This is a genomic window from Mucilaginibacter aquaedulcis (assembly GCF_030409325.1).
In the GTDB taxonomy this organism is placed as follows: Bacteria; Bacteroidota; Bacteroidia; order Sphingobacteriales; family Sphingobacteriaceae; genus Mucilaginibacter; species Mucilaginibacter aquaedulcis.
The window spans coordinates 949,581-973,583 of record NZ_JAUFPR010000001.1 but is presented as its reverse complement, the minus strand read 5'-3'; the positions used below and the strand labels follow the sequence as shown (position 1 = coordinate 973,583).

22 protein-coding genes are annotated in these 24,003 nt (G+C 42.1%); 9 read left to right on the top strand and 13 right to left on the bottom strand.

Annotated elements, in window-relative coordinates; genetic code table 11:
- Positions 1-53 precede the first annotated feature (53 nt).
- Complete coding sequence (locus QWZ01_RS04055; RefSeq protein WP_290321951.1) at positions 54-701, top strand: tetratricopeptide repeat protein; 648 nt, start codon at positions 54-56, stop codon at positions 699-701.
- Between the two features lie 57 nt (positions 702-758).
- Here the strand turns inward: QWZ01_RS04055 and QWZ01_RS04050 are convergent, their stop codons facing one another.
- Positions 759-1,328: a hypothetical protein gene (locus QWZ01_RS04050; protein WP_290321950.1), complete on the bottom strand. Its 570-nt coding sequence runs from the start codon at positions 1,326-1,328 to the stop codon at positions 759-761.
- Positions 1,315-2,838: a 2,3-bisphosphoglycerate-independent phosphoglycerate mutase gene (gene gpmI / locus QWZ01_RS04045; protein WP_290321949.1), complete on the bottom strand. Its 1,524-nt coding sequence runs from the start codon at positions 2,836-2,838 to the stop codon at positions 1,315-1,317. Before gpmI ends, QWZ01_RS04050 begins: the two co-directional genes overlap by 14 nt.
- A gap of 194 nt (positions 2,839-3,032) precedes the next feature.
- Here gpmI and QWZ01_RS04040 point away from each other — a divergent pair, with 194 nt between their 5' ends.
- The 5 genes from QWZ01_RS04040 (at position 3,033) to QWZ01_RS04020 (ending at position 6,864) form a co-directional block, all read left to right on the top strand.
- Positions 3,033-3,428 carry a DUF4783 domain-containing protein gene (locus QWZ01_RS04040; protein WP_290321948.1) on the top strand — a complete coding sequence of 132 codons (396 nt, stop codon included), beginning with the start codon at positions 3,033-3,035 and terminating at the stop codon, positions 3,426-3,428.
- Between the two features lie 183 nt (positions 3,429-3,611).
- Positions 3,612-4,454: a carboxylating nicotinate-nucleotide diphosphorylase gene (gene nadC / locus QWZ01_RS04035; protein ID WP_290321947.1), complete on the top strand. Its 843-nt coding sequence runs from the start codon at positions 3,612-3,614 to the stop codon at positions 4,452-4,454.
- Positions 4,455-4,569: 115 nt separating this feature from the next.
- Positions 4,570-5,217: a glycerol-3-phosphate 1-O-acyltransferase PlsY gene (gene plsY, locus QWZ01_RS04030; RefSeq protein ID WP_290321946.1), complete on the top strand. Its 648-nt coding sequence runs from the start codon at positions 4,570-4,572 to the stop codon at positions 5,215-5,217.
- A 5-nt stretch (positions 5,218-5,222) separates the two neighbouring features.
- The gene (locus QWZ01_RS04025; protein WP_290321945.1) at positions 5,223-6,023 is read left to right on the top strand and encodes a M48 family metallopeptidase; all 801 of its coding nucleotides are present in this window, start codon (positions 5,223-5,225) and stop codon (positions 6,021-6,023) included.
- 67 nt (positions 6,024-6,090) lie between these two features.
- Positions 6,091-6,864, top strand: coding sequence for a YqjF family protein (locus QWZ01_RS04020; protein WP_290321944.1), 774 nt, complete (start codon positions 6,091-6,093; stop codon positions 6,862-6,864).
- Between the two features lie 3 nt (positions 6,865-6,867).
- Here QWZ01_RS04020 and QWZ01_RS04015 read toward each other — a convergent pair whose 3' ends face one another.
- The 4 genes from QWZ01_RS04015 to QWZ01_RS04000 all read right to left on the bottom strand — a co-directional run bounded on the left by QWZ01_RS04015 (position 6,868) and on the right by QWZ01_RS04000 (position 12,380).
- The gene (locus QWZ01_RS04015) at positions 6,868-8,115 is read right to left on the bottom strand and encodes an anthranilate synthase component I family protein (protein WP_290321943.1); all 1,248 of its coding nucleotides are present in this window, start codon (positions 8,113-8,115) and stop codon (positions 6,868-6,870) included.
- 94 nt (positions 8,116-8,209) lie between these two features.
- Complete coding sequence (locus tag QWZ01_RS04010) at positions 8,210-9,487, bottom strand: adenylosuccinate synthase (protein ID WP_290321942.1); 1,278 nt, start codon at positions 9,485-9,487, stop codon at positions 8,210-8,212.
- A gap of 38 nt (positions 9,488-9,525) precedes the next feature.
- Complete coding sequence (locus QWZ01_RS04005; protein ID WP_290321941.1) at positions 9,526-9,993, bottom strand: Fur family transcriptional regulator; 468 nt, start codon at positions 9,991-9,993, stop codon at positions 9,526-9,528.
- A 164-nt stretch (positions 9,994-10,157) separates the two neighbouring features.
- Complete coding sequence (locus QWZ01_RS04000) at positions 10,158-12,380, bottom strand: RelA/SpoT family protein (protein ID WP_290321940.1); 2,223 nt, start codon at positions 12,378-12,380, stop codon at positions 10,158-10,160.
- Positions 12,381-12,488: 108 nt separating this feature from the next.
- Here QWZ01_RS04000 and QWZ01_RS03995 point away from each other — a divergent pair, with 108 nt between their 5' ends.
- Genes QWZ01_RS03995 through bshB1 form a run of 3 tightly spaced genes read left to right on the top strand, consistent with a single transcriptional unit; the run spans position 12,489 to position 14,347 of the window.
- Positions 12,489-13,103: a DUF4294 domain-containing protein gene (locus QWZ01_RS03995; RefSeq protein ID WP_290321939.1), complete on the top strand. Its 615-nt coding sequence runs from the start codon at positions 12,489-12,491 to the stop codon at positions 13,101-13,103.
- A gap of 2 nt (positions 13,104-13,105) precedes the next feature.
- Positions 13,106-13,606: a glutathione peroxidase gene (locus QWZ01_RS03990; RefSeq protein ID WP_290321938.1), complete on the top strand. Its 501-nt coding sequence runs from the start codon at positions 13,106-13,108 to the stop codon at positions 13,604-13,606.
- 18 nt (positions 13,607-13,624) lie between these two features.
- Entirely contained in the window at positions 13,625-14,347 is a 723-nt protein-coding gene (gene bshB1, locus QWZ01_RS03985) for a bacillithiol biosynthesis deacetylase BshB1 (RefSeq protein ID WP_290321937.1), read from the top strand.
- Between the two features lie 68 nt (positions 14,348-14,415).
- Here bshB1 and QWZ01_RS03980 read toward each other — a convergent pair whose 3' ends face one another.
- The 7 genes from QWZ01_RS03980 to QWZ01_RS03950 form a co-directional block, all read right to left on the bottom strand.
- Entirely contained in the window at positions 14,416-14,853 is a 438-nt protein-coding gene (locus QWZ01_RS03980; protein WP_290321936.1) for a hypothetical protein, read from the bottom strand.
- Positions 14,854-15,095: 242 nt separating this feature from the next.
- Entirely contained in the window at positions 15,096-16,427 is a 1,332-nt protein-coding gene (gene lat / locus QWZ01_RS03975; protein ID WP_290321935.1) for an L-lysine 6-transaminase, read from the bottom strand.
- A gap of 250 nt (positions 16,428-16,677) precedes the next feature.
- Positions 16,678-17,571 carry an SDR family oxidoreductase gene (locus tag QWZ01_RS03970; RefSeq protein WP_290321934.1) on the bottom strand — a complete coding sequence of 298 codons (894 nt, stop codon included), beginning with the start codon at positions 17,569-17,571 and terminating at the stop codon, positions 16,678-16,680.
- A gap of 15 nt (positions 17,572-17,586) precedes the next feature.
- A complete protein-coding gene (locus tag QWZ01_RS03965; RefSeq protein ID WP_290321933.1) occupies positions 17,587-18,363 on the bottom strand; it encodes an enoyl-CoA hydratase/isomerase family protein in 777 nt (258 codons plus the stop codon).
- Between the two features lie 91 nt (positions 18,364-18,454).
- Positions 18,455-20,272 carry an AMP-dependent synthetase/ligase gene (locus tag QWZ01_RS03960; protein ID WP_290321932.1) on the bottom strand — a complete coding sequence of 606 codons (1,818 nt, stop codon included), beginning with the start codon at positions 20,270-20,272 and terminating at the stop codon, positions 18,455-18,457.
- 25 nt (positions 20,273-20,297) lie between these two features.
- Positions 20,298-21,473, bottom strand: a complete 1,176-nt coding sequence (locus QWZ01_RS03955; RefSeq protein WP_290321931.1) for an acetyl-CoA C-acyltransferase — start codon at positions 21,471-21,473, stop codon at positions 20,298-20,300.
- 114 nt (positions 21,474-21,587) lie between these two features.
- Positions 21,588-23,969 carry a 3-hydroxyacyl-CoA dehydrogenase/enoyl-CoA hydratase family protein gene (locus QWZ01_RS03950; RefSeq protein ID WP_290321930.1) on the bottom strand — a complete coding sequence of 794 codons (2,382 nt, stop codon included), beginning with the start codon at positions 23,967-23,969 and terminating at the stop codon, positions 21,588-21,590.
- Between the last annotated feature and the right edge of the window lie 34 nt (positions 23,970-24,003).

Genomic DNA, 24,003 nt, shown 5'->3' with positions numbered 1-24,003 from the left:
TTGATGCATTATTAGTTAAATGTAGTAACTGTTATTGTTTTCCATTAGCCCTGATGAAGTTATCGGTCATTGTATCCTTTCTGATTATCTCTTCGCTTGAACAAGCAAAGGGCCAAAGCGCCTATGTAAAAATGGGACAGCAGGCACTGATGGATGGCGATTTCCGGTCGGCTGTATCGCATTTGGAAAAAGCATGTATCACCGATTCAACCAATGCCAATGCGCTTTGGATGCTGGGTTATTCATACTATCACAGTGATAACTATAAAAAATCAATAGCGGCATATACACGGGTTATTGCCATAAAACCTGCTGATGCTACTGCTTATTATTACCGGGCAAGGGCTAAAAGCTATTTAGGCAGGGATAACCAAACCTCGCCGGCTGATAAGGAGCTTTACCTGTTGGGTGCCATTAAAGACCTTACCACTGCCATATCTATCAACAACGATCCTAACGATAATAAATATTACCAGAACAGGGGTATAGCTTACCGCGAGTATGGTGTATTCAAACTTCAGAATAATACCCATTTTTACGATAAGGCAAGAGGGGTAAATTCACTTAAGGCTTCTATCAACGATCTGGAAAAAGTGCTGAATGATAACCCCGGCCGCATGGATATTTCGGCATTGATAGATCAGTCAAAAGATAAGTTGCAACAAGCTGCCGGCCCTGCTACAGTTGCCCGCCGTAACTAATTACAGCAAAATTCAATTCAAATAGTCTTTTATTTTTGAGTAAGAAAGTAGTAATGCTTACTGTTCAGGTGTTTTCAGGAAACCTTGTATGCGATAATTATTTCGCCCCATGAGCCTTACCTGTTGCCATTTTTCGATAAGATAAACAGAGTCGGGGAAGTAGCTTAGTTTTTCACGGGTTTCGTAAAGCAGGTTTTTGGTGTGGTTATAAATGAGCACCCATTTTACTTTATCCTTGTCTTTTTTAATAACTATACGGGTGGTTCTCAGGTCGGGGTCTTTAGCCTGGTATATTATGAGGCTATCAGTATTTTGAACCTTGTAGCTGTTTTTCCAGGCAGGCCTGTTAATATCTGACTGGATAAAGAGGTTCAGTTCATGGCCCCAGTTATCAATGTGTACCGTTTTATTTTCGGTAACACCGTTATGGGTCACAGTTTTGTTAACCTCGGGGTTGAGTTTTCGGAGCCTTGCGGTATCAGCTTTAAAAAAGCCGCTTATGTCATAATACTTCATTACGGCACCGGTTTGCTTAATATCCGGCTTGCATGATTGCAGGCCGGATATAAGCAATATGCCGCTAACAAAAGCGGTTGTAGTTAATGATCTTAATTTACACCAATACATTACCCGTCATTTCCGGGGGAATAGTGACACCCAGTATGTGTAATACAGTTGGGGCAACATCGCCCAGCTTGCCGTCATTTACATGTTTAACATCTTTATCAATAATAATGCAAGGCACCAGGTTTGTAGTGTGTGCAGTATTAGGTGATCCATCTTCGTTTATCATGTAATCGGCATTGCCATGGTCGGCAAGAATGATGAATGAGTAGCCGTTTGCCAGGCCAGCTTCAACAACTGCCTTTGTGCAAGCATCTGCAGTTTCAGCAGCTTTAATTACGGCGCTGAACACGCCTGTATGGCCAACCATATCGGTATTGGCAAAGTTGAGGCAAATAAAATCGGGCCTGCCGCTTTCCAGTTCAGGAATAATAGCATCACGAATACCTGTCGCGCTCATTTCGGGTTGCAGATCATAAGTGGCCACTTTTGGCGATGGCACTAATAAACGTTTTTCGTTATCAAATTCTTTTTCACGACCTCCAGAAAAGAAGAAAGTTACGTGAGGGTATTTTTCAGTTTCGGCAATCCTTATCTGCGATTTACCGGCATCCTGCAAAATTTCGCCCAGGGTTTTGGTCAGGTCTTCTTTATCAAACACTACCTGAACGTTTTTAAACGTTTCATCATATGGGGTCATGGTGATGTAACGGATATCAAGCGGGTGCAGGTTATATTCAGGGAATGATTTTTGGGTTAAGGCAATACTGATCTCGCGGCCTCTGTCTGTACGGAAGTTAAAGCAGATCACCACATCACCATTTTGAATTACAGCCAGCGGGTTACCGTTCGAGTCAACCTTTACTATTGGTTGTACAAACTCATCAGTTACGCCTTCATCATATGATTTTTTGATAGAATCAGTAATGTGCTGTGTGGCTTGGCCCTGGCCGTTAACCATCAGGTCATAAGCCAGTTTTACCCTTTCCCAGCGGTTATCGCGGTCCATGGCATAGTAGCGGCCAATGGCCGATGCTATCTGGGCATCGGTACCGGTAATATGTTGTTCCAAATCGGCCACAAAGCCCAATCCCGATTTTGGATCAGTATCACGGCCATCTAAAAAGGCATGGATAAATACATTTTTAACATCCAGCTGTTTTGCAGCATCGCACAAACCTTTTACGTGCCTGATGTGGGAGTGAACCCCGCCATCAGATACCAGGCCAATTAAATGCACATTACGGTTATTTTGTTTAGCATATTCAAATGCTTCTTTCAACACCGGGATGGTTGGCAGTTCATTATCGTCAACGGCTTTGTGTATGCGACCCAGCTCCTGGTAAACCACACGGCCTGCACCCAGGTTCATGTGCCCAACTTCTGAGTTACCCATTTGCCCTGCGGGTAAGCCTACAGCAGTTCCGGAGGCCTCCAGTTTAGAGTTTGGATATTGCTGCAATAAACTGTCGACAAAGGGAGTATTAGCAGCAACTATAGCGTTCGACTGATCGTTGCGGCCATAGCCCCAGCCATCAAGAATAATTAATGCGAGTTTTTTTTGATTTTCCACAGCGCAAATATAAAGTCCGCGCCTTACTTTATATTATTATTTTTTTAATTTAGGTGAGTGCGCCCTTAAGGCTTATTATTTGCATAATAATTGCTTGTAAAAGCAGTTATATACTTTTTAAAAGACCAGTAGCCCCGTTGGTTAAGCTTTTAAGCCAAGTGTAACGTAAAGTGATTTTTTCACGTATTGTAATTATGAAGCTAATTTACCTGCCGTCATTAATACTTTTGTTTTTATTACCTGGTTTTGCTCCTGCAGATGCTATCGACAACGTAGCCAATCTTTTAAAGCAAGGCAATTCTAAAGAACTGGCCAAGCTATTTGCGCCCAGTATTGAAATATCCCTGATGGACGAAGAGAATATTTATTCGCAGGCACAGGCTACATTGATACTGGATAAGTTTTTTACCAAGAACAAACCAAAAAGCATTAAATTGTTACATAAGGTAAACTCAAGCGCCAATTATCGCTTTGGTGTGTTTATTTTAACTACCGATAGCGGATTGTACCGCGTTGCCTTTACCCTGAAGGGTACCGACGAAAAAATGAATATCATTGAATTGCGTATTGAGAATGAGAAGGTAAAGTAACCACCAACCCCTGGCCCGCTTGTCCTGTGCTTTCTGTAAACGGGCAATTATGGGTATCAAATGGTTTTATTGATTTATACTACCGGTATTATATATCAGCATATTCTCATATTCATCATTTGCGTATCTAAAACTTACTCATCCAAAAAATGTTGTTACTTTTGAAGCTTAAAAGTAATACACTTGGATAAGGAACTGATACACCATTTTATAATTGAAGCTTTAAAGGAAGATGTAGGCGATGGCGACCATACCTCGCTGTCAACCATTCCGGCTGATACCGTTGGTAAGGCAAAGCTTCTGGTAAAAGACGAAGGCATACTGGCCGGCGTTGAACTGGCCGTTGAGATTTTTAAAATCGTAGATGCCGGTCTTAAAGTTAACCTGTTTTTAAATGATGGCGCTGTTGTAAAGCCTAAAGATGTAGCATTTGAGGTAGAAGGTAGTTCGCAGAGTATTTTAATAGCCGAGCGTTTGGTACTGAATTGTATGCAGCGCATGTCTGGAATTGCTACAAAAACCCGCCAAATAGTTGATCTGCTAAAAGATACCGGCACCAAAGTTTTAGATACCCGCAAAACTACTCCCGGATTACGCTACCTTGAAAAATGGGCCGTACGCATTGGCGGCGGTGTTAACCACAGATTTGGTTTGTATGATATGATACTGATCAAAGACAATCATGTTGACTATGCCGGAGGTATAAGGCAGGCCATTGAACGCGCTAATCAATACCTTATTGATAACGATAAAAAGCTTGCCATTGAAATTGAGGTGCGTAACCTTGATGAGCTTAACCAGGTTTTGCAAACCGGCCATGTAAACCGTATATTGCTGGATAACTTTAACTATGCCGATTTAAGACAGGCGGTAAATATTATTCAGGGCCGGTTTATAACAGAGGCATCTGGAGGTATCACTATTGATAACATACGCGAGTACGCCGAGTGCGGGGTTGATTATATATCTGTAGGGGCATTAACACATTCAGTTAAAAGCCTCGATCTGAGTTTAAAAGCTATATAGCTTTTAATTAAGGATATATATCACTATTAGAGAGTTTGAACTTAATTTATTGATTGGCGTTTTATTGAATGATAAAAAACTTAGTACCATATCAATTTTGTAATATTGCAGGGAAATGATAACCGTTTATTCAGTTTCAGCACTCATACTGGCCTATCTCTGCGGATCTATTCCCACGGCCGTATGGATAGGGCTGGCCTTTTACGATATTGATGTAAGAGAGTATGGCAGCGGTAACGCCGGGGCAACAAACACCTTCAGAGTTTTAGGCAAAAAGGCGGGTATACCCGTTATGCTGCTCGATATTTTAAAAGGGTGGACGGCTACCAATCTTGCCTATTTTATAGGCGTATCAACCACGGGCGCTTACAATTCAACAGCATATACCAATTACGCACTGGCTTTAGGGGTGGCGGCCGTTATGGGGCACCTGTTCCCAATATTTGCAGGTTTCAGGGGCGGTAAAGGTGTTGCAACTTTGTTTGGAATGATTTTGGCTATTCATTTACATGCCGCTTTATTATGCGTGGTAGTATTTGTTGTAGTGCTTTTGATTACAAGGTATGTATCGCTTAGCTCTATTGCAGCAGCGTTTACTTATCCTATAGGGGTATCGTTTATATTCCCTACCTCGATCAGATCGGTGGTGATATATGGCATGTGTATATGCCTGCTCATCCTGGTAACGCACCAAAAAAATATCGAACGTTTATTAAAGGGCAAAGAATCTAAAGTCAATTTTTTTAAAAAGAAAACTGCCTGATCACCATGAGAAAATTCAAATCTGCCCTTGCTTTGATCGCCGTCATTGCATTGTATTCCTGTTCAACTGTTCCGCTAACCGGCAGAAAACAATTAAGCCTGGTTGGCGACTCGGAAGTAAATCAATCTGCTGCTGCAAGCTACAAGCAATTACTATCTGACCCAAAAACCAAAGTTATCAGCAGCGGCACCGATGCCCAGCGTGTTAAGCAAATTGGCACCAGGCTATCCATTGCTATTGAACGCTATTTGAAGGATAACGGTTATGGCGACCAATACAATTTTCAATGGGAATTTAACCTGATACAAAGCAGCGAGGTAAATGCCTGGTGTATGCCTGGTGGTAAAGTGGCTGTATATAGCGGCTTATTGCCGGTAGCCAATACCGATGCCTACCTGGCAGTGGTGATGGGCCATGAAATTGGTCACGCTATAGCCAGGCACTCGGCCGAGCGTATATCTCACCAGATGGCTGTGCAGGGTGTTGGTGGCGCTGTGGGTGTGGCTACCGCAGGACAATCATCCGCTACTCAGGGTATCATCAACCAATTGTATGGTGTAGGCGGTAACCTGGTATTATTAAAATATTCCCGTAATCAGGAATCAGAAGCCGATCGTTTAGGTCTTACCTTTATGGCTATGGCCGGTTACGATCCGCATAATGCTATTGGCTTTTGGCAACGTATGGCTGCTCAAAATAAAGGCGGTGCCCCGCCCGAGCTTTTAAGCACGCACCCCGCCGATGCAACCCGTATCCAGGATATCCAGAACCGGATACCCGAAGCCATGAAATATTACAAACCGTGATGTGGTGTTGAGTTTTAAGTACTGAGTTTTGAGTTAAATCTTGAACAAATACTTTCAACTTTTACTATTGAATAGCCCAACTCGAAACTCATTACTCAAAATGCCTAAAGCCTCGTTTTTGAAAGCTCAATGGAAAAATCTGGTAATGATTAATTACGAGGTTGATCCCCAAGTATTAGATGCTTACCTACCACCCGGAACTGTGCTTGAACTATGGCAGGATAAGGCTTTGGTAAGCATGGTTGGCTTTTTATTTGCCGAAACTAAAGTGCTTGGTATTAAATGGCCCTGGCATGTGAATTTTGAGGAGGTGAATCTGCGTTTTTATGTAAGGTATTTTAATGGTGCCGAATGGAAACGAGGTGCCGTTTTTGTAAGCGAAATTGTACCTAAAAGCATGATAGCGCTTATCGCAAATAATTTATATAAAGAACATTACCGCGCATTACCCATGCGCAGTTCCATTACCTTAAGTGAAGATAACCATACCAATTTTATATACGAGTGGAAATTTAAAGGTAAATGGAACAAGTTGGGAGCCACAGTAAGTAACCAACTCGTTGATATTAAACCCGGGAGTGCAGAAGAGTTTATACTGGAACATTATTGGGGTTATAATAAACTTAACTCCGTCAGCACTATGGAGTATCAGGTTGAGCATGTTTCCTGGCAAACCGGGGTGGTTAAAGATTATGTTTTTGATGCTGATGTGGCGGGGCTTTATGGAGTTGCCTTTGAGCCTTTCCTGAAACGGGAACCTGTATCAGCATTTTTTGCTGTAGGATCTGATATTACGGTGCGAATGGGGGATAAGATAGTGGTAAAACCCAAGATTGTTTAAGACCTATTTCAATCCGCCTAAAACTTCCATTACTGCCTGGGCTTTGAGCAGGCATTCCTCATATTCTTTTTCGGCAATGGCGTGGTAGGTAATAGCGCTGCCTGCGTGGAACGATAGGTATTGCTTTGCCGAGTTATACAGCAAGCTGCGGATCACTACATTAAAATCAAAATCATTATCAGGACTAAGATAGCCCACCGCGCCTGAGTATACACCACGTTTACTGTGTTCGTATTGCTCCATCAATTGCATAGCGCTTATTTTGGGTGCACCAGTCATGCTACCCATGGGAAAGGTGTTTTTGATAGCTTCTATTGCGGAAAGCCCATCCTTTATTTCGCACACTACCGTTGAAATCATTTGATGCACATACTGAAAACTGTGGATGCCGAAAAGCTCTTCTGTTTTAACTGTACCTTGTTTGGCAGAGCGGGTAAGATCATTCCTGACAAGATCAACTATCATTACGTTTTCCTGTAGTTCTTTGGGGTGATTGCGGAGCTCTTGTTTTATCTGTTCATCGGCCTTGGCATCGGTGTTCCTTTTGGCCGTACCTTTTATAGGCTGCGATATGAGTTTACTGTCACGTTTGGCCAAAAAACGCTCAGGCGATGCACCAAGTATATAGTTGCCCTTCCATTTAAAAAAAGTACTGAACGGATTAGGCGAAATAGCATTAAGCTGGGTAAATACCTCCAGTGGGTTAATGTGCGCATGCTCGGCAAAAAACTCCTGGCAAAAATTAGTTACGTAAATATCGCCCCGGTTTATATGTTCCTGTATGCCGGTAACCGCATCAATATATTCTTGTTTGGTAAAACGTGGCTGAAGTGTTATTGCTATTTGCGGAGTAGGTTTCGCTATATCCTGGTGTTCAATTTGATCCAAAACAAACTGAAAGGCATTGCTGATAATCTCAACCTTATCTCCTTTAATTAAAATGAGATGCAGCGGCGCGAAAAAATAAAGATCAGGAAATTGCAAACCATCCGGATTGGATGACGACAGATGTTCTGTTTCGTTTTTGAGATCGTAACCAAAAAATCCGGTTATCCAGCCGGGGTTATCCTTGCGAAATGTTTCCAGTTGTTCAAAGGCATTACCTGCCTGCGCGGTAACTTCAGCACTGACTCCGATGGCAATAAGGGTATCAAACTTGCCATAGGGGTCACTAAAACTATTGGAATCAAGATAGCATACCGCGTTAAAAGACGAGGCCCATTGCAGGGCCTTTTGTTTAAACAGGGGCAAATTGGTAACCGGGATAATCACATTGCAAAAATAACCAAGTAAAAATAAAAAGGCCGCATTGCGCGGCCTTTAAGTAATATTATAATGTTTGCTATTAATGCAATACCAAAGTCTGTTTCCTGTCTGGGCCTACTGAAAGGTATTTTACAGGTACACCAAGTTCTGCTTCCAGGTAATCAATGTATGATTGCAGTTTTGCAGGTATTTCTGATAATTCGGTAATACCTGTCAGGTCTTCGTTCCAGCCGTCAATCTCTTTCCAGATTGGTTCAGGTTTTACAGAACAAATATCGTAAGGCATGTAATCAATTTTTTCGCCTAAGTAGTTGTAGTGTGTGCAGGCGTAAATTTTATCGAAACCGCTTAATACATCGGCCTTGGTCATTACCAATTGGGTAACGCCATTAAGCATGATAGCGTATTTTAAAGCCGGCAGATCGATCCATCCGGTACGACGTGGCCTTCCGGTGGTTGCGCCAAACTCGTGGCCAATACGGCGCAGTTCTTCGCCTGTTTCATCTTCCAGCTCGGTAGGAAATGGGCCACCGCCAACGCGTGTGCAGTAAGCCTTAAATATACCTATCACATCACCAATTTGCTGTGGGGCTATACCCAAACCGGTGCAGGCACCAGCGGCAGTAGTGTTTGATGAGGTAACAAATGGATATGAACCGAAATCAATATCGAGCATGGCACCTTGTGCGCCTTCGGCCAATACCTTTTTACCTTGTTTAATGTAGTTGTTAACCAGGTGCTCAGAATCAACCAGCGGAAACTGACGCAATACTTCCAAAGCTTCAAAAAATGCAGTTTCGCGTTCTGAAAAATCGGCCACCTCGCCATATAATGAAGTAAGCATAGATACATGCTTATCAACCAGTTTCTGGTAGCGGTCTTTAAAATCGGGCAGGGTAATATCGCCAATACGCAAGCCGTTACGGCCTGTTTTGTCCATATACGTTGGCCCAATACCTTTTAAGGTTGAACCAATTTTGCCATCGCCCATTTTTTTCTCATTAGCGGCATCAAGCAGCTGGTGAGTAGGTAATATCAGGTGCGCTTTTTTAGCTATCAGTAAGTTCTTTTTAGCTAAAAGGTCGTGCCCTGCATCCTTTAATTTATCTAATTCCTTTTTAAGGGTAATTGGGTCAATCACAACACCATTACCAATAAGGTTCATGGTATTTTCGAAAAATATGCCCGAAGGAATGGTATTCAATACAAATTTCTTACCATCAAACTCCAAAGTGTGCCCTGCATTGGGGCCACCCTGAAAACGTGCTATGAGGTCGTAACCTGCACTAAGCACATCAACAATTTTTCCTTTACCTTCATCGCCCCATTGGAGGCCTAATAATACGTCAACAGCCATTTATGTAATTTCAGAGTATAATATTAAGGGAGGCAAAGTTAAATTTTTCTGTCACAATTACCTTCTCTTAATTTTACGCAGTTACCGTAAAGGTTTAAAGAGTGGTGTTTGATGTCAAATTTCAGGATATCGCCCATCATGCTTTGTATCTGCTGAATACGTGGGTCGCAAAACTCAACCACTTTGCCGCAGTCGATGCAGATAATATGATCATGCTGCTTATAGCCGTATGATTTTTCAAATTGAGCCATGTTTTTACCAAACTGGTGTTTGGTCACCAAATCGCAAGAAACCAACAACTCCAGTGTATTGTACACAGTGGCACGGCTTACGCGGTATTTTTTATTTTTCATGTGGATGTATAATGATTCCACATCAAAGTGATCGGTGCGCGAGTAAATTTCTTCGAGTATAGCAAAACGCTCTGGCGTTTTGCGCAGGCTTTTGTTTTCAAGATAAGCCTCGAAAATTTTTTTTACCAGCGCAATAGTATCCTGTTGAGGCATAATAGTCTATTAAGGGAACAAAGTTATTAATAAAAGATAGAATCAGGAAATGTGAATAATGGAATCAAGATATAAGAGTCAAGAAACAAGAATAAAAATTGTGAAAATGTTTTTATGCTGATAATTAAGCTCTTGTTCCTGGTTCTTAAGTCTTGCCTCTAACCTTATGATGCTTTTTCAATGGCAGAGTCAAAACGGGTTACAGCGGTTATTCCTTTCACCAGTTTAAGGTTTTTGATCAGGTTATCCAGGTGTTCGGTGTCATTTACATAAACCATTAATGAGCCTTCAAAAATACCGTTGTCGCTATCAACCGTGATAGAGCGAATATTTACCTTAAAATCCTGCGAAATTACGGTGGTGAGCTTATTAATTAAGCCTACATCGTCAATACCTGTAATGCGCAAGCCGGTTAAAAACGCAAGTTCCTGCTGGTTGGTCCAACGGGCTTTTACAATACGATAGCCGTAATTGGCCATTAACTTGGCAGCATTAGGACAGTTGGTGCGGTGAATTTTAATACCATCGCTAACGGTAACAAAGCCAAATACATCATCGCCGGGAATTGGGTTGCAGCAATTGGCCAGCTTGTAGTCAATTTTTTGCATATCCTCACCAATGAGCAGTATATCGCTGTCTTTGGTTTTAATGTTACGCAGGATGCTGTGTACCTGTTCGGGTTCAATTTTATCCTGTGGTTTGTTCTCAATTACTTTTTCTGAAGCCTGGTAATCTTTCAGGTCCTTCATATCAATAATGCCTTTGGCAATATTGTAAAAAAGATCCTGGGTTGATGTTAGCTTGAAAAAATAACTTAGCTTGTGTATGTTTTCAGAATTATAGGTGATCTTGAGGGATTTTAGTTTGCGCTCCAGTATCTCCTTACCATCTTCTGCAATTTTGCGTTTTTCTTCTTTTAGGGCCGATTTTATTTTTGCCTTGGCCTTAGCGGTAACCACAAAGCTGAGCCAGTCTTCCTTAGGAGTTTGCTTGCTTGAGGTAATGATCTCAACCTGGTCGCCGTTTTGCAGTTTGTAGCTTAGGGGCACCAATTTATGGTTCACTTTGGCGCCAATACAGCTTGCGCCTACATCGGTATGTATCTCAAAAGCGAAGTCAAGTGCTGTAGCGTTTAAAGGTAGTTGAATAAGCGCACCTTTGGGGGTGAAGATGAATATTTCATCGCTGAAAAGGTTCATCTTGAAATCATCAAGAAAGTCGAGCGCGTTAGAGTCGGGGTTTTTGAGCATATCCCTAACTTTTTGAACCCACTGATCAAGCCCGCTATCTGTTGACGATTCTTTGTATTTCCAATGTGCGGCAAAGCCTTTTTCAGCAATCTCGTTCATTCGTTTGGTGCGGATCTGTACCTCAACCCATTGTCCGCGCGGGCCCATTACGGTAGTATGTAATGATTCATAACCGTTAGCTTTAGGCGATGAAATCCAGTCGCGCAGTCTGTCAGGGTTGGGGCGGTAAAGATCGGTCACTATGGAGTAGGCCTTCCAGCAGTCGGCCTTTTCATGCTCAGGGGCACTATCCAGAATTATCCTGATGGCAAATAGATCATATACCTCTTCAAAAGGTATTGATTTCTTCTTCATCTTGTTCCAGATGGAGTGTATGGATTTTGGCCTGCCAAACAGATCTGCATCCAGATCCTGACCTATAAGCACCTTTTTTACCGGCTCAATAAAATCACGAATAAACTTTTCACGTTCAGCCTTTTTCTCATTAAGTTTAACTTTCAAAAATTGATAGGTTTCCCTTTCCATGTATTTCATAGATAGGTCTTCCAGTTCAGATTTGATAGTATACAAACCCAGCCTGTGAGCCAGTGGTGCATACAGGTATACTGTTTCTGACGATAGTTTAAGCTGCTTATCGCGCGGCATAAACTCCATGGTACGCATGTTATGCAGGCGGTCGGCCAGTTTTATCAAAATCACCCGCACATCATCGGCCAGGGTAAGCAGCATCTTACGGAAATTTTCGGCCTGTAATGAGCTGTTGGTATCAAACACGCCCGATATTTTGGTAAGACCGTCAATAATTTTGGCTACCTTTTTACCAAATTCCATCTCAATATCGTCAAGCGTCATGTTGGTATCTTCTACCACATCATGAAGCAATGCGCACACAATAGAGGTGGTACCAAGACCAATCTCTTCGGCTGCTATTTGAGCAACGGCTATAGGATGATATATATAAGGCTCGCCGCTTTTACGGCGCATATCTTTATGGCTTTCCAGGGCCATGTCAAAGGCTTTACGAATCATACGCTTATCACCCTTTTGCAGGGTTGATTTACAAGCGCGCAATAAGGCACGATATCTTTTTAATATCTCATTTTTTTCCGCTTCCAGATCAATCACTAAATCTTTCATATGCTGATATTAATGGTATTGCTTGATAAACTTGTAATTATAAACTATTATTACAGATTATATTAAAATACCACAAAAAATTGCTTTAATTTTGTATTAAGTAAAATTATGAAATTTATTGGTTTTCTGTTGTTGTTATGTTGCACAATGGGCACTTTAAGGGCCCAAACAGATAAACCTGCTTCAGTAAGTTTAGGCAAAAATGATACCATCAAAACGGCTATGACCGATTTGGACGGAGAATTAGTTCCGTGGATTGTTACCCCTGAAATAAAAATTGTTGATACACGTATATTTGCCAGCGAGGCAGACAGGATAGCTTACCTCAGATTGAGGTATAATGTGTTCAAAGTGTTGCCGTACGCGCGTTTTGCAAGTCAACGCTACCGCCAGTTGCAACGGGACCTGGCACTTACCGGCGATAAGCAAAAGCAAAAGGAGTTGGTAAAAACCTGTGAAACCGAAATAAAAGCATTGTTTAACAAGGAAATAAAAAATCTGACAATTAGTCAGGGTGAGGTATTAATTAAGCTGATTGACCGCGAAACCGGCACAACCAGCTACACCATGGTTAAAGAACTTAAGGGCGGTTTTAAGGCCTTCATGTTTCAATCTGTCGCCAGTTTGTTTGGTCATAACCTAAAGGAAACTTACGACCCTGAAGAACAGAAAGATATCGAGGCTATCCTAAAACAGGCCGGATATACTTCCACTAACAATTAATAATGGATAATAATAGTATCTACAAGTTTGATGTTCACACATTAAACGGTGAAGAGATTGGCCTATCTGCCTATAAAAATAAAGTACTCTTAATAGTTAATACCGCCTCCCAGTGTGGATTTACACCACAGCTTAAAGATCTTGCCATACTTAAAGACCAATTTAAAGATCAGGATTTTGAAATACTGGCTTTCCCTTCAAATGACTTTGGTGGGCAGGAGCCGCTGGAGGGAGCTGCTATTGGTGCTTTTTGTGTAAACGCAGGTGCCAATTACCCCATATTTGATAAAATAAGGGTACGCGGCCCATATGCGCATCCTTTATACAAGTTTTTTGCCGATAAAAAAGATAACGGCTATCTTAAATCAGTTCCGAGGTGGAACTTTCATAAATTTTTAATTGACAGAAACGGTCATGTGACCGACTTTTACTACCCTTTTACTAAGCCAACATCCTCGAAAATCAGGAAAAAGATTGAGCGTTTGCTGGCTGCCGCACATTAATTCATTTGTACTTAGTTTATGCTTAAATTAGATATATTAGTTTTATCGGTTCATCCCGATGATGCCGAACTGGGCTGTTCAGGAACTATTTTAAAACACGTTGCCCTTGGTAAAAAAGTAGGCATCGTTGACCTTACCCGCGGCGAATTAGGTACCCGTGGTTCTGTAGAGATCCGAGAGCAGGAGGCAGCAGCTTCGGCAAAAATACTGGGGTTGGCCGTTAGGGAAAACCTGGGCCTGCCTGACGGTTTTTTTGAAAACACGCGCGAACATCAGTTAAAAGTGATAGCTGCTATACGCAAGTATCAGCCGGAAATTATATTAACCAATGCCTATTATGACAGGCATCCTGATCATGCTCGTTCAAGCGATCTGGTTGATACCTCGGCTTTTTTAGCGGGCCTACGCAAGATAGAAACCTTTGAAGATGGTGTAGCACAGGAAGCCTGGCGCCCGCAGCATGTTCTGCACTTTATACAGGATAATTATATAAAACCTGATATATTGATTGACGTTACCGATTATTGGGATAAAAAGATAGAAAGCATAAATGCTTTTGGTTCGCAATTTTATAACCCTGAGTGGGAGGGGGAACCCCAAACCTATATTTCATCGCCTCAGTTTATCAATGTGGTGGCTGCCCGTGCAAGTGAATTGGGTAAAAGCATCCAGGTAAAATATGCCGAAGGATTTACCAGTAGAAAAATTTTAGGTGTAGATAATTTATTTTACTTAAAATAATATTTTTAACTATTACTAAATAAGCCGCAATTTGCGGCTTATTTAGTAAATATTCAAGTAAATAAATATCAGGCTTTTATATATTCAAACCGATTGTTTTCATTGCTTCTTTCCCTTCTCAATTTATGCTCATTGGCTAATTTCAACAATATGCCTGAGAGTTCTGATGTTTTAAAATCAGAATCAAAATTGTCTTTACAGTAATTGGCAATTGACGATATAGACCGTGAAATGTCAAAAAAATCTGTATTTAAAAGCTGATTCAATATTTTGGTTGCACCAGGCTTTTTTCTGCCTGCTGTAGCCGTATTTTCATCATCTGAACGCATTCTGCGCCCTTTTTTGCTGAATAATTCAGATCCATCAGCATCCACTTTCTCGGATTCTATCATTACTTCTAACAACCGATCAATGATTCGTACCTGAACCGCTTCGGACTGGAACGAGTTTACAACTTCTGCTACCTCAACAAGTTGTTTTTTTAATTTCTCTATGTGTTTGCTCATAGCTCAAGGAAAAAGAAATGATATAAATTTATTTAATAGGGATGGTACAAATTTAATCCAAATAATAATTAAATATATAGCATATTTTGGCTAAAAAATAGTATATATTAATATTTTGGTAAATTTCGTACTCCTAAACAATCATTTCGTCCTTTCCTAATGCAATTTGGTCACATATTAAATATTAACTATCATTTAAGTGGAATAATTAAATGTCATAACGTCAATTATTATTGAATTTTTTATAAAGATTTGGATATTTTCCTGAGCATATTAAGTCCTTGATCTATATGCTCTTTTTCGATGATAAGAGCAGGCCTGAAACGGATGCTTTTTTCGCCGCAGCCCAAATACATAATATTATTGTTGAGTCCCTGCTTAATAAATGTATCACGCATATTTTTATCAGGGAAGTCAAAAGCGGTAAGTAAACCTTTGCCTCGTACGTTGCTTATTGCTGAAATCTCAGAAGCTATTTCATTTAATTGGGCCTGCAAATATTCGCCCATAGCGGCTGCATTCTTGATTAAATTATCCTCTTCAATAATTTCCAGAATTTTTGAGCATCTTACCATATCAACCAAACTGCCACCCCAGGTTGAGTTAATGCGCGACGATACCTGGAAAACATTGTTCTCTACTTCATCAACCCGTTTACTGGCCAGTATACCGCATACCTGCATCTTTTTACCAAATGCTATAATATCGGGGCGGGCCTTTTCGCCAAAATGCTCATGGCACCAGAATTTGCCCGTAAGGCCAACACCTGTTTGCACTTCGTCATAAATAAGCATGGCTTCGTACTCGTCGGCAAACTCCCTCAGTTTTTCAAGAAACTCTTTCCGCACATGATTATCCCCCCCTTCAGATTGTATGGGCTCAATAATAATGGCGCATATATCATCCTTATTTTCGGCAAAGGCAGTTCTGATCTGTGATATAGAAAACTGCTCGCGCTGTACCAGATCGTCATGGTTGCTATCGCTGTATGGGAAATTAATTTGGGGTACAGATACACGGGGCCAATCAAACTTGGCAAACCACTTTGTTTTATTAGGCTGGGTATTGGTGAGGCTTAACGTATAGCCTGAGCGGCCATGAAAAGCGTGCTCAAAATGCAAAACCTTGTGCCCCTTTTCCTTAGTATAACCTTTGGCAAAGTTTTTCTGCACCTTCCAATCCATAGCTACCTTCAGCGCGTTTTCAATAGCAAGGGATCCCCCTGCAATAAAAAATGCGTGCGGAAGATATTCGGGTATGCCCACACGCGAAAATGTTTCAACAAACTGGGCGTATTGCGTAGTGTATATATCCGAGTTTGAAGGATTGGTTAATGCAGCCAGCATGAGGTTTTTTTTAAACTCCTCATCGTTCACCATTTTGGGATGGTTATAGCCTAATGGTACCGAAGCAAAACAGGTGAAAAAATCAAGCAGTGTCCGGTTATATTTAGCATCGTAAATATAAACACCCTTACTTTTTTCCATGTCAAAGGTTAGGTCAAAGCCATCGGCAAGCACGTGCTTCTGTAACGAGGCTTGCACATTTTCGGGAGAAACAAGTAGGTTGTACATATAATTTTGGTTTTAACAAATTTACTAAAAAGGCCTCAGAAATAAAATTAAGGCGGTTTTTGAACCGATAGACCAAAAAGTAACTTTAAATTGTTTAAAGTTACTTTTTGTACCAAAGCAGAAACGGGTATGCGAAATAAATGTGCAGATGTGCAAATTTTTGATGTGCAGATAATGCAAATAAAATCGAATTTGCTTTATGTTTAATTGATTTGTATGCTAATCTTGTACTTGCGTTTTGTACAATAATTTATGCCTTGCGGGTGGCTTGTTCTATGCTATCCCACATTTCGCCGGGTATCATTTCAAAGGCATTAAATTGCCCGGCCCCCTGTAGCCATTCGCCTCCATCAATAGTGATCACTTCGCCATTAATATATCCCGAAAAATCGGATACCAGGAAAGCGGCGAGGTTGGCCAGTTCCTGATGCTCGCCCACTCGTTTAAGCGGCACACGGTTTTTAAAATCAAATTTTTGTGCCATATCTCCGGGTAGTAAGCGTTCCCATGCACCCTTGGTAGGGAAGGGGCCGGGAGCTATAGCATTGGTACGAATACCATGCCTGCCCCATTCAACGGCTAATGAGCGGGTCATGGCCAGTACACCGCCCTTGGCACAGGCCGATGGCACAACATAAGCCGAGCCTGTAAATGCATATGTTGTAATGATATTCAGGATAGAACCAGGTATTTTCTCAGCAATCCAATATTTACCCAAGGCTAATGAGCAATTGGCCGATCCTTTTAAAACGATATCAATAACAGCCGAAAAAGCATTTGCTGATAACCGCTCGGTTGGTGAAATAAAGTTGCCCGCAGCGTTATTTAACAGCGCATCTACCCGGCCAAATACCTTAACAGATTGCTGCAGCATTTGCTGAACATCATCGTAATTGCGTACATCGCAGGCTATGGCCAAAACCTTGCCGCCGGTTTCGGCCTCCATTTCGCCCGCAGTTTTTTCAAGCACATCCAGTTTCCGGCTGGTAATTACCAGGTTGGCTCCCAGTTTTAAAAAGTAGGTGCCCATAGCTTTCCCCAGCCCTGTACCGCCACCGGTAACTATAATAGTTTTTCCTTTTAAGGCATCATCCTTTAACATGCCGGTAGTTGCCGCGGTATTATTTATGCTGGTATTGCTCATGGTAATTATTATTATTTATGCAGCAGGTGTTTTTGATTTTAAATTCTGGATAAGCATTTGTAATCCCTTGCGTACTTCGGGTGCCCACCATTGAGCAAGCATGCGGTTTAGTACACCTTCCTGGTCGGTATTTAACTTGCCGATGAGTTCGCTGCGCAGATTAAGCTTGCTTTGGCTCCAGGTTACAGGGTTTAGCTGCATATAAGTGCGGATCTTTCTTTCGGCAGTAGTCAGCAAACTTTCAGCAGGGCTGATCTCGTCTATGAGGCCGACATCAAGGGCCTCGTTTACCTTTAATAGTTTTCCCTCCATTAAATATTGATAGGCTTTATGCTGACCAAGCCAAAAGGAATATAAATGAAAAATACTATCGGGAACAATAATGCCTACCGGAATCTCATTTAAGCCGATAATGAATGATCCATCTGCCATTACCCTATAATCAGAACAAACAGCCAGCACACAACCACCCGCAGGACTATGACCGCTAATGGCTGCCACCATAGGCTTTTTGAAGCTGACCAATTTACGCTGTAAGGCTAAAAAATCTGTCCATAAGGCGCGGCTTTGATCCGCATCATATTCATAAGCCTCAATAAGATCAACTCCTGAGGAGAAGAAGCCCGGCTTGCCTGTTATAATTAGGCCACCTACAGAAGCGTCCAGTTCAAGAGATTGTATACACTCGGTAAGTTCCTTAACCATTTGATGATTAATGGCGTTTGACCTGCCCCTGTCAAGCATAATAATAGCCAGCCTGTCCCTTACGGATAATTGAAAAGTTGTATTCATAGCTTTAGAGGTAAGTTGTTAAGATTCATTGTATTTTAAGACTTACGAAGTTTTAAAAACTTCGTAAGTCTGCTCCCATGGTTATTGATAATTAATGAACAAGGGAAGGGTTCTCATGTTCTTCGCCGGCGTACATTTTGTCAATCTGACCTTTGTATTTTTCTGTGATCACCTTACGTTTCATTTTACCGGTAGGTGTGAGCTCGCCGCTATCTATCGACCATTCATCGGGCAGCAGCGTAACCTTTTTAACCTGCTCCACATGGTTAAATTCGGGGTTAAAACCGTTGATGATTGATTGGTAAAGCTCAACAACCCTACTGTCGTTTATCATCTCGCGGTGCGAATTAACCGGGATGTCGTTCTTGATGCACCAGGGTTTTAAATGCGTGTATGAAGGTACAATAAGCGCCGCGGTGAATTTTCTTTCGGCACCAACTACCATCATCTGTTCAATAAAATAATTCTCTTTCATTTTATTTTCGATAGGTAGCGGAGCTACATATTTTCCTCCAGATGTTTTGAAGATCTCTTTTTTACGATCAGTTATTTTAAGAAATCCATTTGCGTCAAGCTCGCCAATATCGCCTGTGTGGAACCAGCCTCCATCGGTAATAACTTCCGCGGTCATTTCAGGGTTTTTATAATAACCCGCCATAATATTATCTCCTTTGACTAATATTTCGCCATCATCAGCAATTTTCACTTCTACTCCGCTCAATAGCTGACCTACGGTGCCAAATTTTCTGCCGCTTTCTTCATAACGATTAACGGCTATCACCGGCGAAGTCTCTGTAAGCCCATAACCTTCCAGAACCACCATTTTAGCGGCGGTAAAAATCTTTTCAAGTTTAATAGGGCAGGCCGAACTACCTATAACGATAGCCCTCACATTGCCGCCAATAGCATTGCGCCATTTGCTGTAAACCAATTTATCGGCAATGGCCAGTTTAATATTGTACCAGGGGTTGCTTTTACCGATCTCAAACTCTTCCGCAACCTTTATCGACCAGAAGAACACCTTCCGTTTAAAGCCCTGTAATTTTTGGCCTTCTATCATGATCTTTTCAAATACCTTTTCAAGCAGGCGCGGTACCGCTGTAAAAATATCGGGTTTGGTTTCTTTCATATTGGCGCCAATGGTATCCATGCTTTCGGCATAACAAATAGAGAAACCAAAGAAAAGATAGATGTAGGTACACGTTTTCTCAAAAATGTGATTGAGCGGTAAAAAGCTTAACGCCTTTTTTTCTTCAAGCGGGATCTTGTTAAGCACCTCGCCCGATGCCAGCACGTTGCTGAGAATGTTTTTATGGGTAAGCATTACGCCTTTAGGCTTACCGGTTGTACCTGAAGTATAAATGATGGTTGCTACGGTATCTTCTTTTATAGTGTTGCTTATGGTTGCTAACGTGGTTTGATAATCATGAGGTAATGGTTTAAATAATTCAGACCAGTTAGTACAGCCCTCAACATTATCAAATGTATAAATAGCTTTTAACGATGGAACATTGGCACTGATTTCATGAATTTTGTCGCATAACTCCTTATTGCTTATAAACAGGTATTTTATTTCGGCTTCTTTCAGTATTTGTTCCAACTCCTTACAATTGGTATTTGGATAAAGGGGCACTAATATGGCCCCGGTTTGCTGAACGGCCAGATCGGTGATCAACCACTCGGGCCTGCCTGCGCTGATGAGCCCTATCTTATCCCGCCCCTCTGTTGTACCGTCACCGGCCGAAACACCCAGGTTTAAAAGTGACATAGCTAACTGATAAACCATAGTATGAACTTCAGCTGTGCTGTAGGCCTTCCAGCTGCCGTTTACCTTGGCAGTTAATAAATTTGCCTTAAGCTCTTTGGCCTGAATGTTCATGCAATCAAACAATCTTGTCACTTTTTCCATGTTGTTACAGTTTAAAAGTAAATTGTTATAATAATTCAAAAATGCCTGCCGCGCCCTGCCCGGTGCCTACGCACATGGTTACCATACCGTATTTTTTATCGCGGCGTTGCAGTTCATTAAAAAGCTGTACAGAAAGTTTGGCACCTGTACAACCCAGTGGATGCCCCAACGCTATGGCACCGCCGTTTACATTGATGCGTTCCGGATCAAGATCCAGGCCTTTAATTATCGCTAATGACTGTGATGCAAAGGCCTCGTTCAGCTCTATCAGGTCAATATCCTGTTGCTGCATGCCCGCTTGTTTCAATACCTTAGGGATAGCCACCAGCGGGCCAATGCCCATGATACGCGGTGGCACCCCGGCAACGGCATAATTAACCAACCGGGCAATAGGTTTAAGATTATTGGCCTTTAAAAAACGTTCGCTTACTACCATAACAAACGCTGCCCCATCACTTGTTTGAGATGAATTGCCTGCGGTTACCACGCCTTTGGCATTAAACACCGGTTTCAATTTGGCCAAAGCATCAAGCGAAGTATCCGCACGCGGGCCTTCGTCGGTATCAACCTTAAATTCCCTGTTCTTTTTTTTGCCGCTTTCGTCAACATAAGTTTCTGTAATGCTAACGGGAACTATCTCATCTTTAAATTTGCCTTCTTTTATGGCATTAATAGCTTTTTGGTGGGAGTTATAGGCAAACAGATCCTGTTCTTCGCGGCCTATGTTATATTCTTTGGCAACTGCCTCTGCGGTTAAACCCATTCCCCAGTAATAATCAGGGTGGGCCAGGGCAACATCAGCATTGGGTACTATACGCCAGCCGCCCATAGGCAGCAGGCTCATGCTTTCTACCCCACCTGCAATAATACAATCAGCAATACCGCTGTGTATTTTGGCTGACGCTATGGCTATAGTTTCCAAACCAGATGCGCAATATCGGTTCACCGTCATGCCGGGTACTTTATCAGTATCTAAAGCCATGAGCGAAATAAGTCGGGCTACGTTTAAACCCTGCTCAGCCTCGGGTGTGGCATTGCCCACTATTACATCATCAATCTGTTCCTTATCTACATTGGGTACAGTTGTAAGCAAGTGTTTAATAACATCAGCAGCAAGGGTATCCGGCCGGGTAAACCTGAAACCACCCCGGGTTGCTTTTCCCACTGCGCTGCGGCTTCCAGCCACTATATATGCGTTCATGTCTTTTATGTTTAGTTATTAGAGTCAAGAACCGAGAGTCAAGAATCAAGAGGGAAAGCGCTCCCAATCATTTTTATTTTCTTGTTTCCTGGTTCTTATTTCTTGATTCTCTTTTTAATTCCTCAATACCTTGCCACCGGTTATAATTGATTGTATGCGTTCAAGCGTTTTACGTTCGGTGCAAAGGGCAACAAAGGCTTCGCGCTCCAAACTCAGCAAATAATCTTCACTCACCAATGACGGTTGCGACAAATCGCCGCCAGCAAGTACGTAAGCCAATTTTTGTGAGATCTTTACATCGTGCTCGCTGATGTAGTTGCCACTATACATGGTATTGGCCCCAACATAACCCAGGCCTAATGCCTGCTTGCCCAACACCCTGATATCTGTACGCTGAACAGGTTGTACATAACCTTCATTAGCCAATTGCAGGCAGTGTTGTTTAGCCTCAGCAAGTAAACGGTTTTGTGATACCACCACAACATCTCTCCCTTTTTTGAGATAGCCATATTCAAACGCTTCATAAGCCGAGGTGGAAACCTTTGCCTGGCCGATGGTTAAAAACCGGTCGCGGAAGTTATTTAATTCAATATCACCGTCCTGCAGCTCATCTGACAGGCGGAGGGCAAACTCCTTGGTGCCACCACCGCCAGGGATGAGGCCGACGCCAAACTCCACGAGGCCCATATACAGCTCGGCATGGGCAACTACTTTGTCGGCATGCAGGCATAGCTCGCAACCACCGCCCAATGCCATTTGATGGGGTGCGGCCACCACCGGGATTGATGAATAACGAATGCGCATCATGGCATTTTGAAAAGCCTTGATCACCACGTTGAGTTCATCAAATTCCTGCTCAACGGCCATCATGAATATCATGCCCACGTTGGCGCCAGCGCTGAAATTGGCTCCCTCGTTGGAGATCACCAGGCCTTTATAGCTCTTTTCGGCGAGGCTGATGGCTTTGTTCAGACCCTCAATCACATCACCACCGATAGTGTTCATTTTGGTGTGGAACTCCAGGTTAATGATGCCATCGCCAATATCGGTAATGGTAGTACCACTGTTTTTCCAGATGGTATTTGCCTCACGGATATTGCTTAAGAGAATGAAATTTTCTGTACCCGGAATTACCTTGTGAGTTTTGGAAACGATATCATAATACTGGCGTTTGCCATTAGTTATCTTGTAAAAACTATCGGCATCAGAGGCCAGCATATCGTATACCCATTGAGCAGGTTTATTGCCCATGGCTTCCATCGCCTTTACGGTATCGGCAACGCCAAGGGCATCCCATTTTTCAAAAGGGCCCATTTCCCAACCGAAGCCCGCGTTTACCGCGGCATCTATTTTATAAAGCTCATCCGCAATTTCGGGGATACAGTTGCTGGCATAGGCAAACAGCTGGTAAAACGTGGTGCGGTAAAAATCGCCGGCTTTGTCTTTGGCGGCAAAAAGGATCTTTAATCGTTTCTTTAAGCTGTCAACCGTTTTGGTAATATCTAATGATGGAAATTTTACTTTTTGCGATGGCTTATATTCCAGCGTTTTGAGGTCGAGCGCGAAGAATTGGTTTACGCCATCAACTTTTTCTTTCTTATAAAAACCCTGGCCCGTTTTGCTGCCCAGCCAATTATTTTTAAGCATACCATTCACAAATTCAGGAATGGCAAATAGTTCCTTAGCTTCATCATCCGGAACGTTTTTGCTGAGTCCGTTGGCAACGTGTACCATGGTATCCAGTCCTACCACATCATTGGTACGGAAGGTAGCCGATTTGGGGTGACCGATAACCGGTCCGGTCAGTTTATCAACTTCTTCTACCGTCATACCGGTTTTTTCAACATAATGCAGCACACTCATAATGCTGAAAACGCCGATGCGGTTGCCGATAAAGGCAGGAGTATCTTTAGCCAATACGGTAGTTTTGCCTAAGAATTGTTCGCCATAATTCATCAGGAAATCAACTACCTCCGGCAAGGTATCATTAGTGGGGATGATCTCTAAAAGTTTTAAATAACGTGGTGGATTAAAGAAGTGGCTGCCGCAAAAGTGCTTTTTAAAATCATCACTGCGACCACCTGCCATTAAATGAATGGGAATGCCAGATGTGTTTGACGTGATGAGTGTGCCCGGTTTACGATATTTTTCAACTGTTTCAAATACCTGTTGTTTTATCTCCAGGCGTTCAACTACCACCTCAATCACCCAGTCGCATTCAGTAATTTTAGGCATATCATCCTCAAAGTTGCCGGTAGCTATACGCCGGGCGAAAGATTTAAGATAGATAGGGGACGGGTTTGATTTTAAAGCAAAATCAAGCGCATCGTTGACTATTTTATTACGGGCTTTTTTATCGCCGGCTGGAGCATCTTTGGGTACAATATCAAGTAATAATACCTGCACCCCGATGTTGGCAAAGTGACACGCGATCCTGCTGCCCATTACACCCGAGCCAAGTACAGCTACCTTTTTTATAATTCGTTTAGCATCCATATATCGTGCTTTATTTTATATCAGTTATATGCAT

Coding starts and splice junctions, on each gene's coding strand:
- QWZ01_RS04055 (WP_290321951.1), top strand. CDS start 54: ATGAAGTTATCGGTCATTGTATCCTTTCTGATTATCTCTTCGCTTGAA.
- QWZ01_RS04050 (WP_290321950.1), bottom strand. CDS start 1,328: ATGTATTGGTGTAAATTAAGATCATTAACTACAACCGCTTTTGTTAGC.
- QWZ01_RS04040 (WP_290321948.1), top strand. CDS start 3,033: ATGAAGCTAATTTACCTGCCGTCATTAATACTTTTGTTTTTATTACCT.
- plsY (WP_290321946.1), top strand. CDS start 4,570: ATGATAACCGTTTATTCAGTTTCAGCACTCATACTGGCCTATCTCTGC.
- QWZ01_RS04025 (WP_290321945.1), top strand. CDS start 5,223: ATGAGAAAATTCAAATCTGCCCTTGCTTTGATCGCCGTCATTGCATTG.
- QWZ01_RS04010 (WP_290321942.1), bottom strand. CDS start 9,487: ATGGCTGTTGACGTATTATTAGGCCTCCAATGGGGCGATGAAGGTAAA.
- QWZ01_RS04005 (WP_290321941.1), bottom strand. CDS start 9,993: ATGCCTCAACAGGATACTATTGCGCTGGTAAAAAAAATTTTCGAGGCT.
- QWZ01_RS04000 (WP_290321940.1), bottom strand. CDS start 12,380: ATGAAAGATTTAGTGATTGATCTGGAAGCGGAAAAAAATGAGATATTA.
- QWZ01_RS03995 (WP_290321939.1), top strand. CDS start 12,489: ATGAAATTTATTGGTTTTCTGTTGTTGTTATGTTGCACAATGGGCACT.
- QWZ01_RS03990 (WP_290321938.1), top strand. CDS start 13,106: ATGGATAATAATAGTATCTACAAGTTTGATGTTCACACATTAAACGGT.
- bshB1 (WP_290321937.1), top strand. CDS start 13,625: ATGCTTAAATTAGATATATTAGTTTTATCGGTTCATCCCGATGATGCC.
- QWZ01_RS03980 (WP_290321936.1), bottom strand. CDS start 14,853: ATGAGCAAACACATAGAGAAATTAAAAAAACAACTTGTTGAGGTAGCA.
- lat (WP_290321935.1), bottom strand. CDS start 16,427: ATGTACAACCTACTTGTTTCTCCCGAAAATGTGCAAGCCTCGTTACAG.
- QWZ01_RS03970 (WP_290321934.1), bottom strand. CDS start 17,571: ATGAGCAATACCAGCATAAATAATACCGCGGCAACTACCGGCATGTTA.
- QWZ01_RS03965 (WP_290321933.1), bottom strand. CDS start 18,363: ATGAATACAACTTTTCAATTATCCGTAAGGGACAGGCTGGCTATTATT.
- QWZ01_RS03960 (WP_290321932.1), bottom strand. CDS start 20,272: ATGGAAAAAGTGACAAGATTGTTTGATTGCATGAACATTCAGGCCAAA.
- QWZ01_RS03955 (WP_290321931.1), bottom strand. CDS start 21,473: ATGAACGCATATATAGTGGCTGGAAGCCGCAGCGCAGTGGGAAAAGCA.
- QWZ01_RS03950 (WP_290321930.1), bottom strand. CDS start 23,969: ATGGATGCTAAACGAATTATAAAAAAGGTAGCTGTACTTGGCTCGGGT.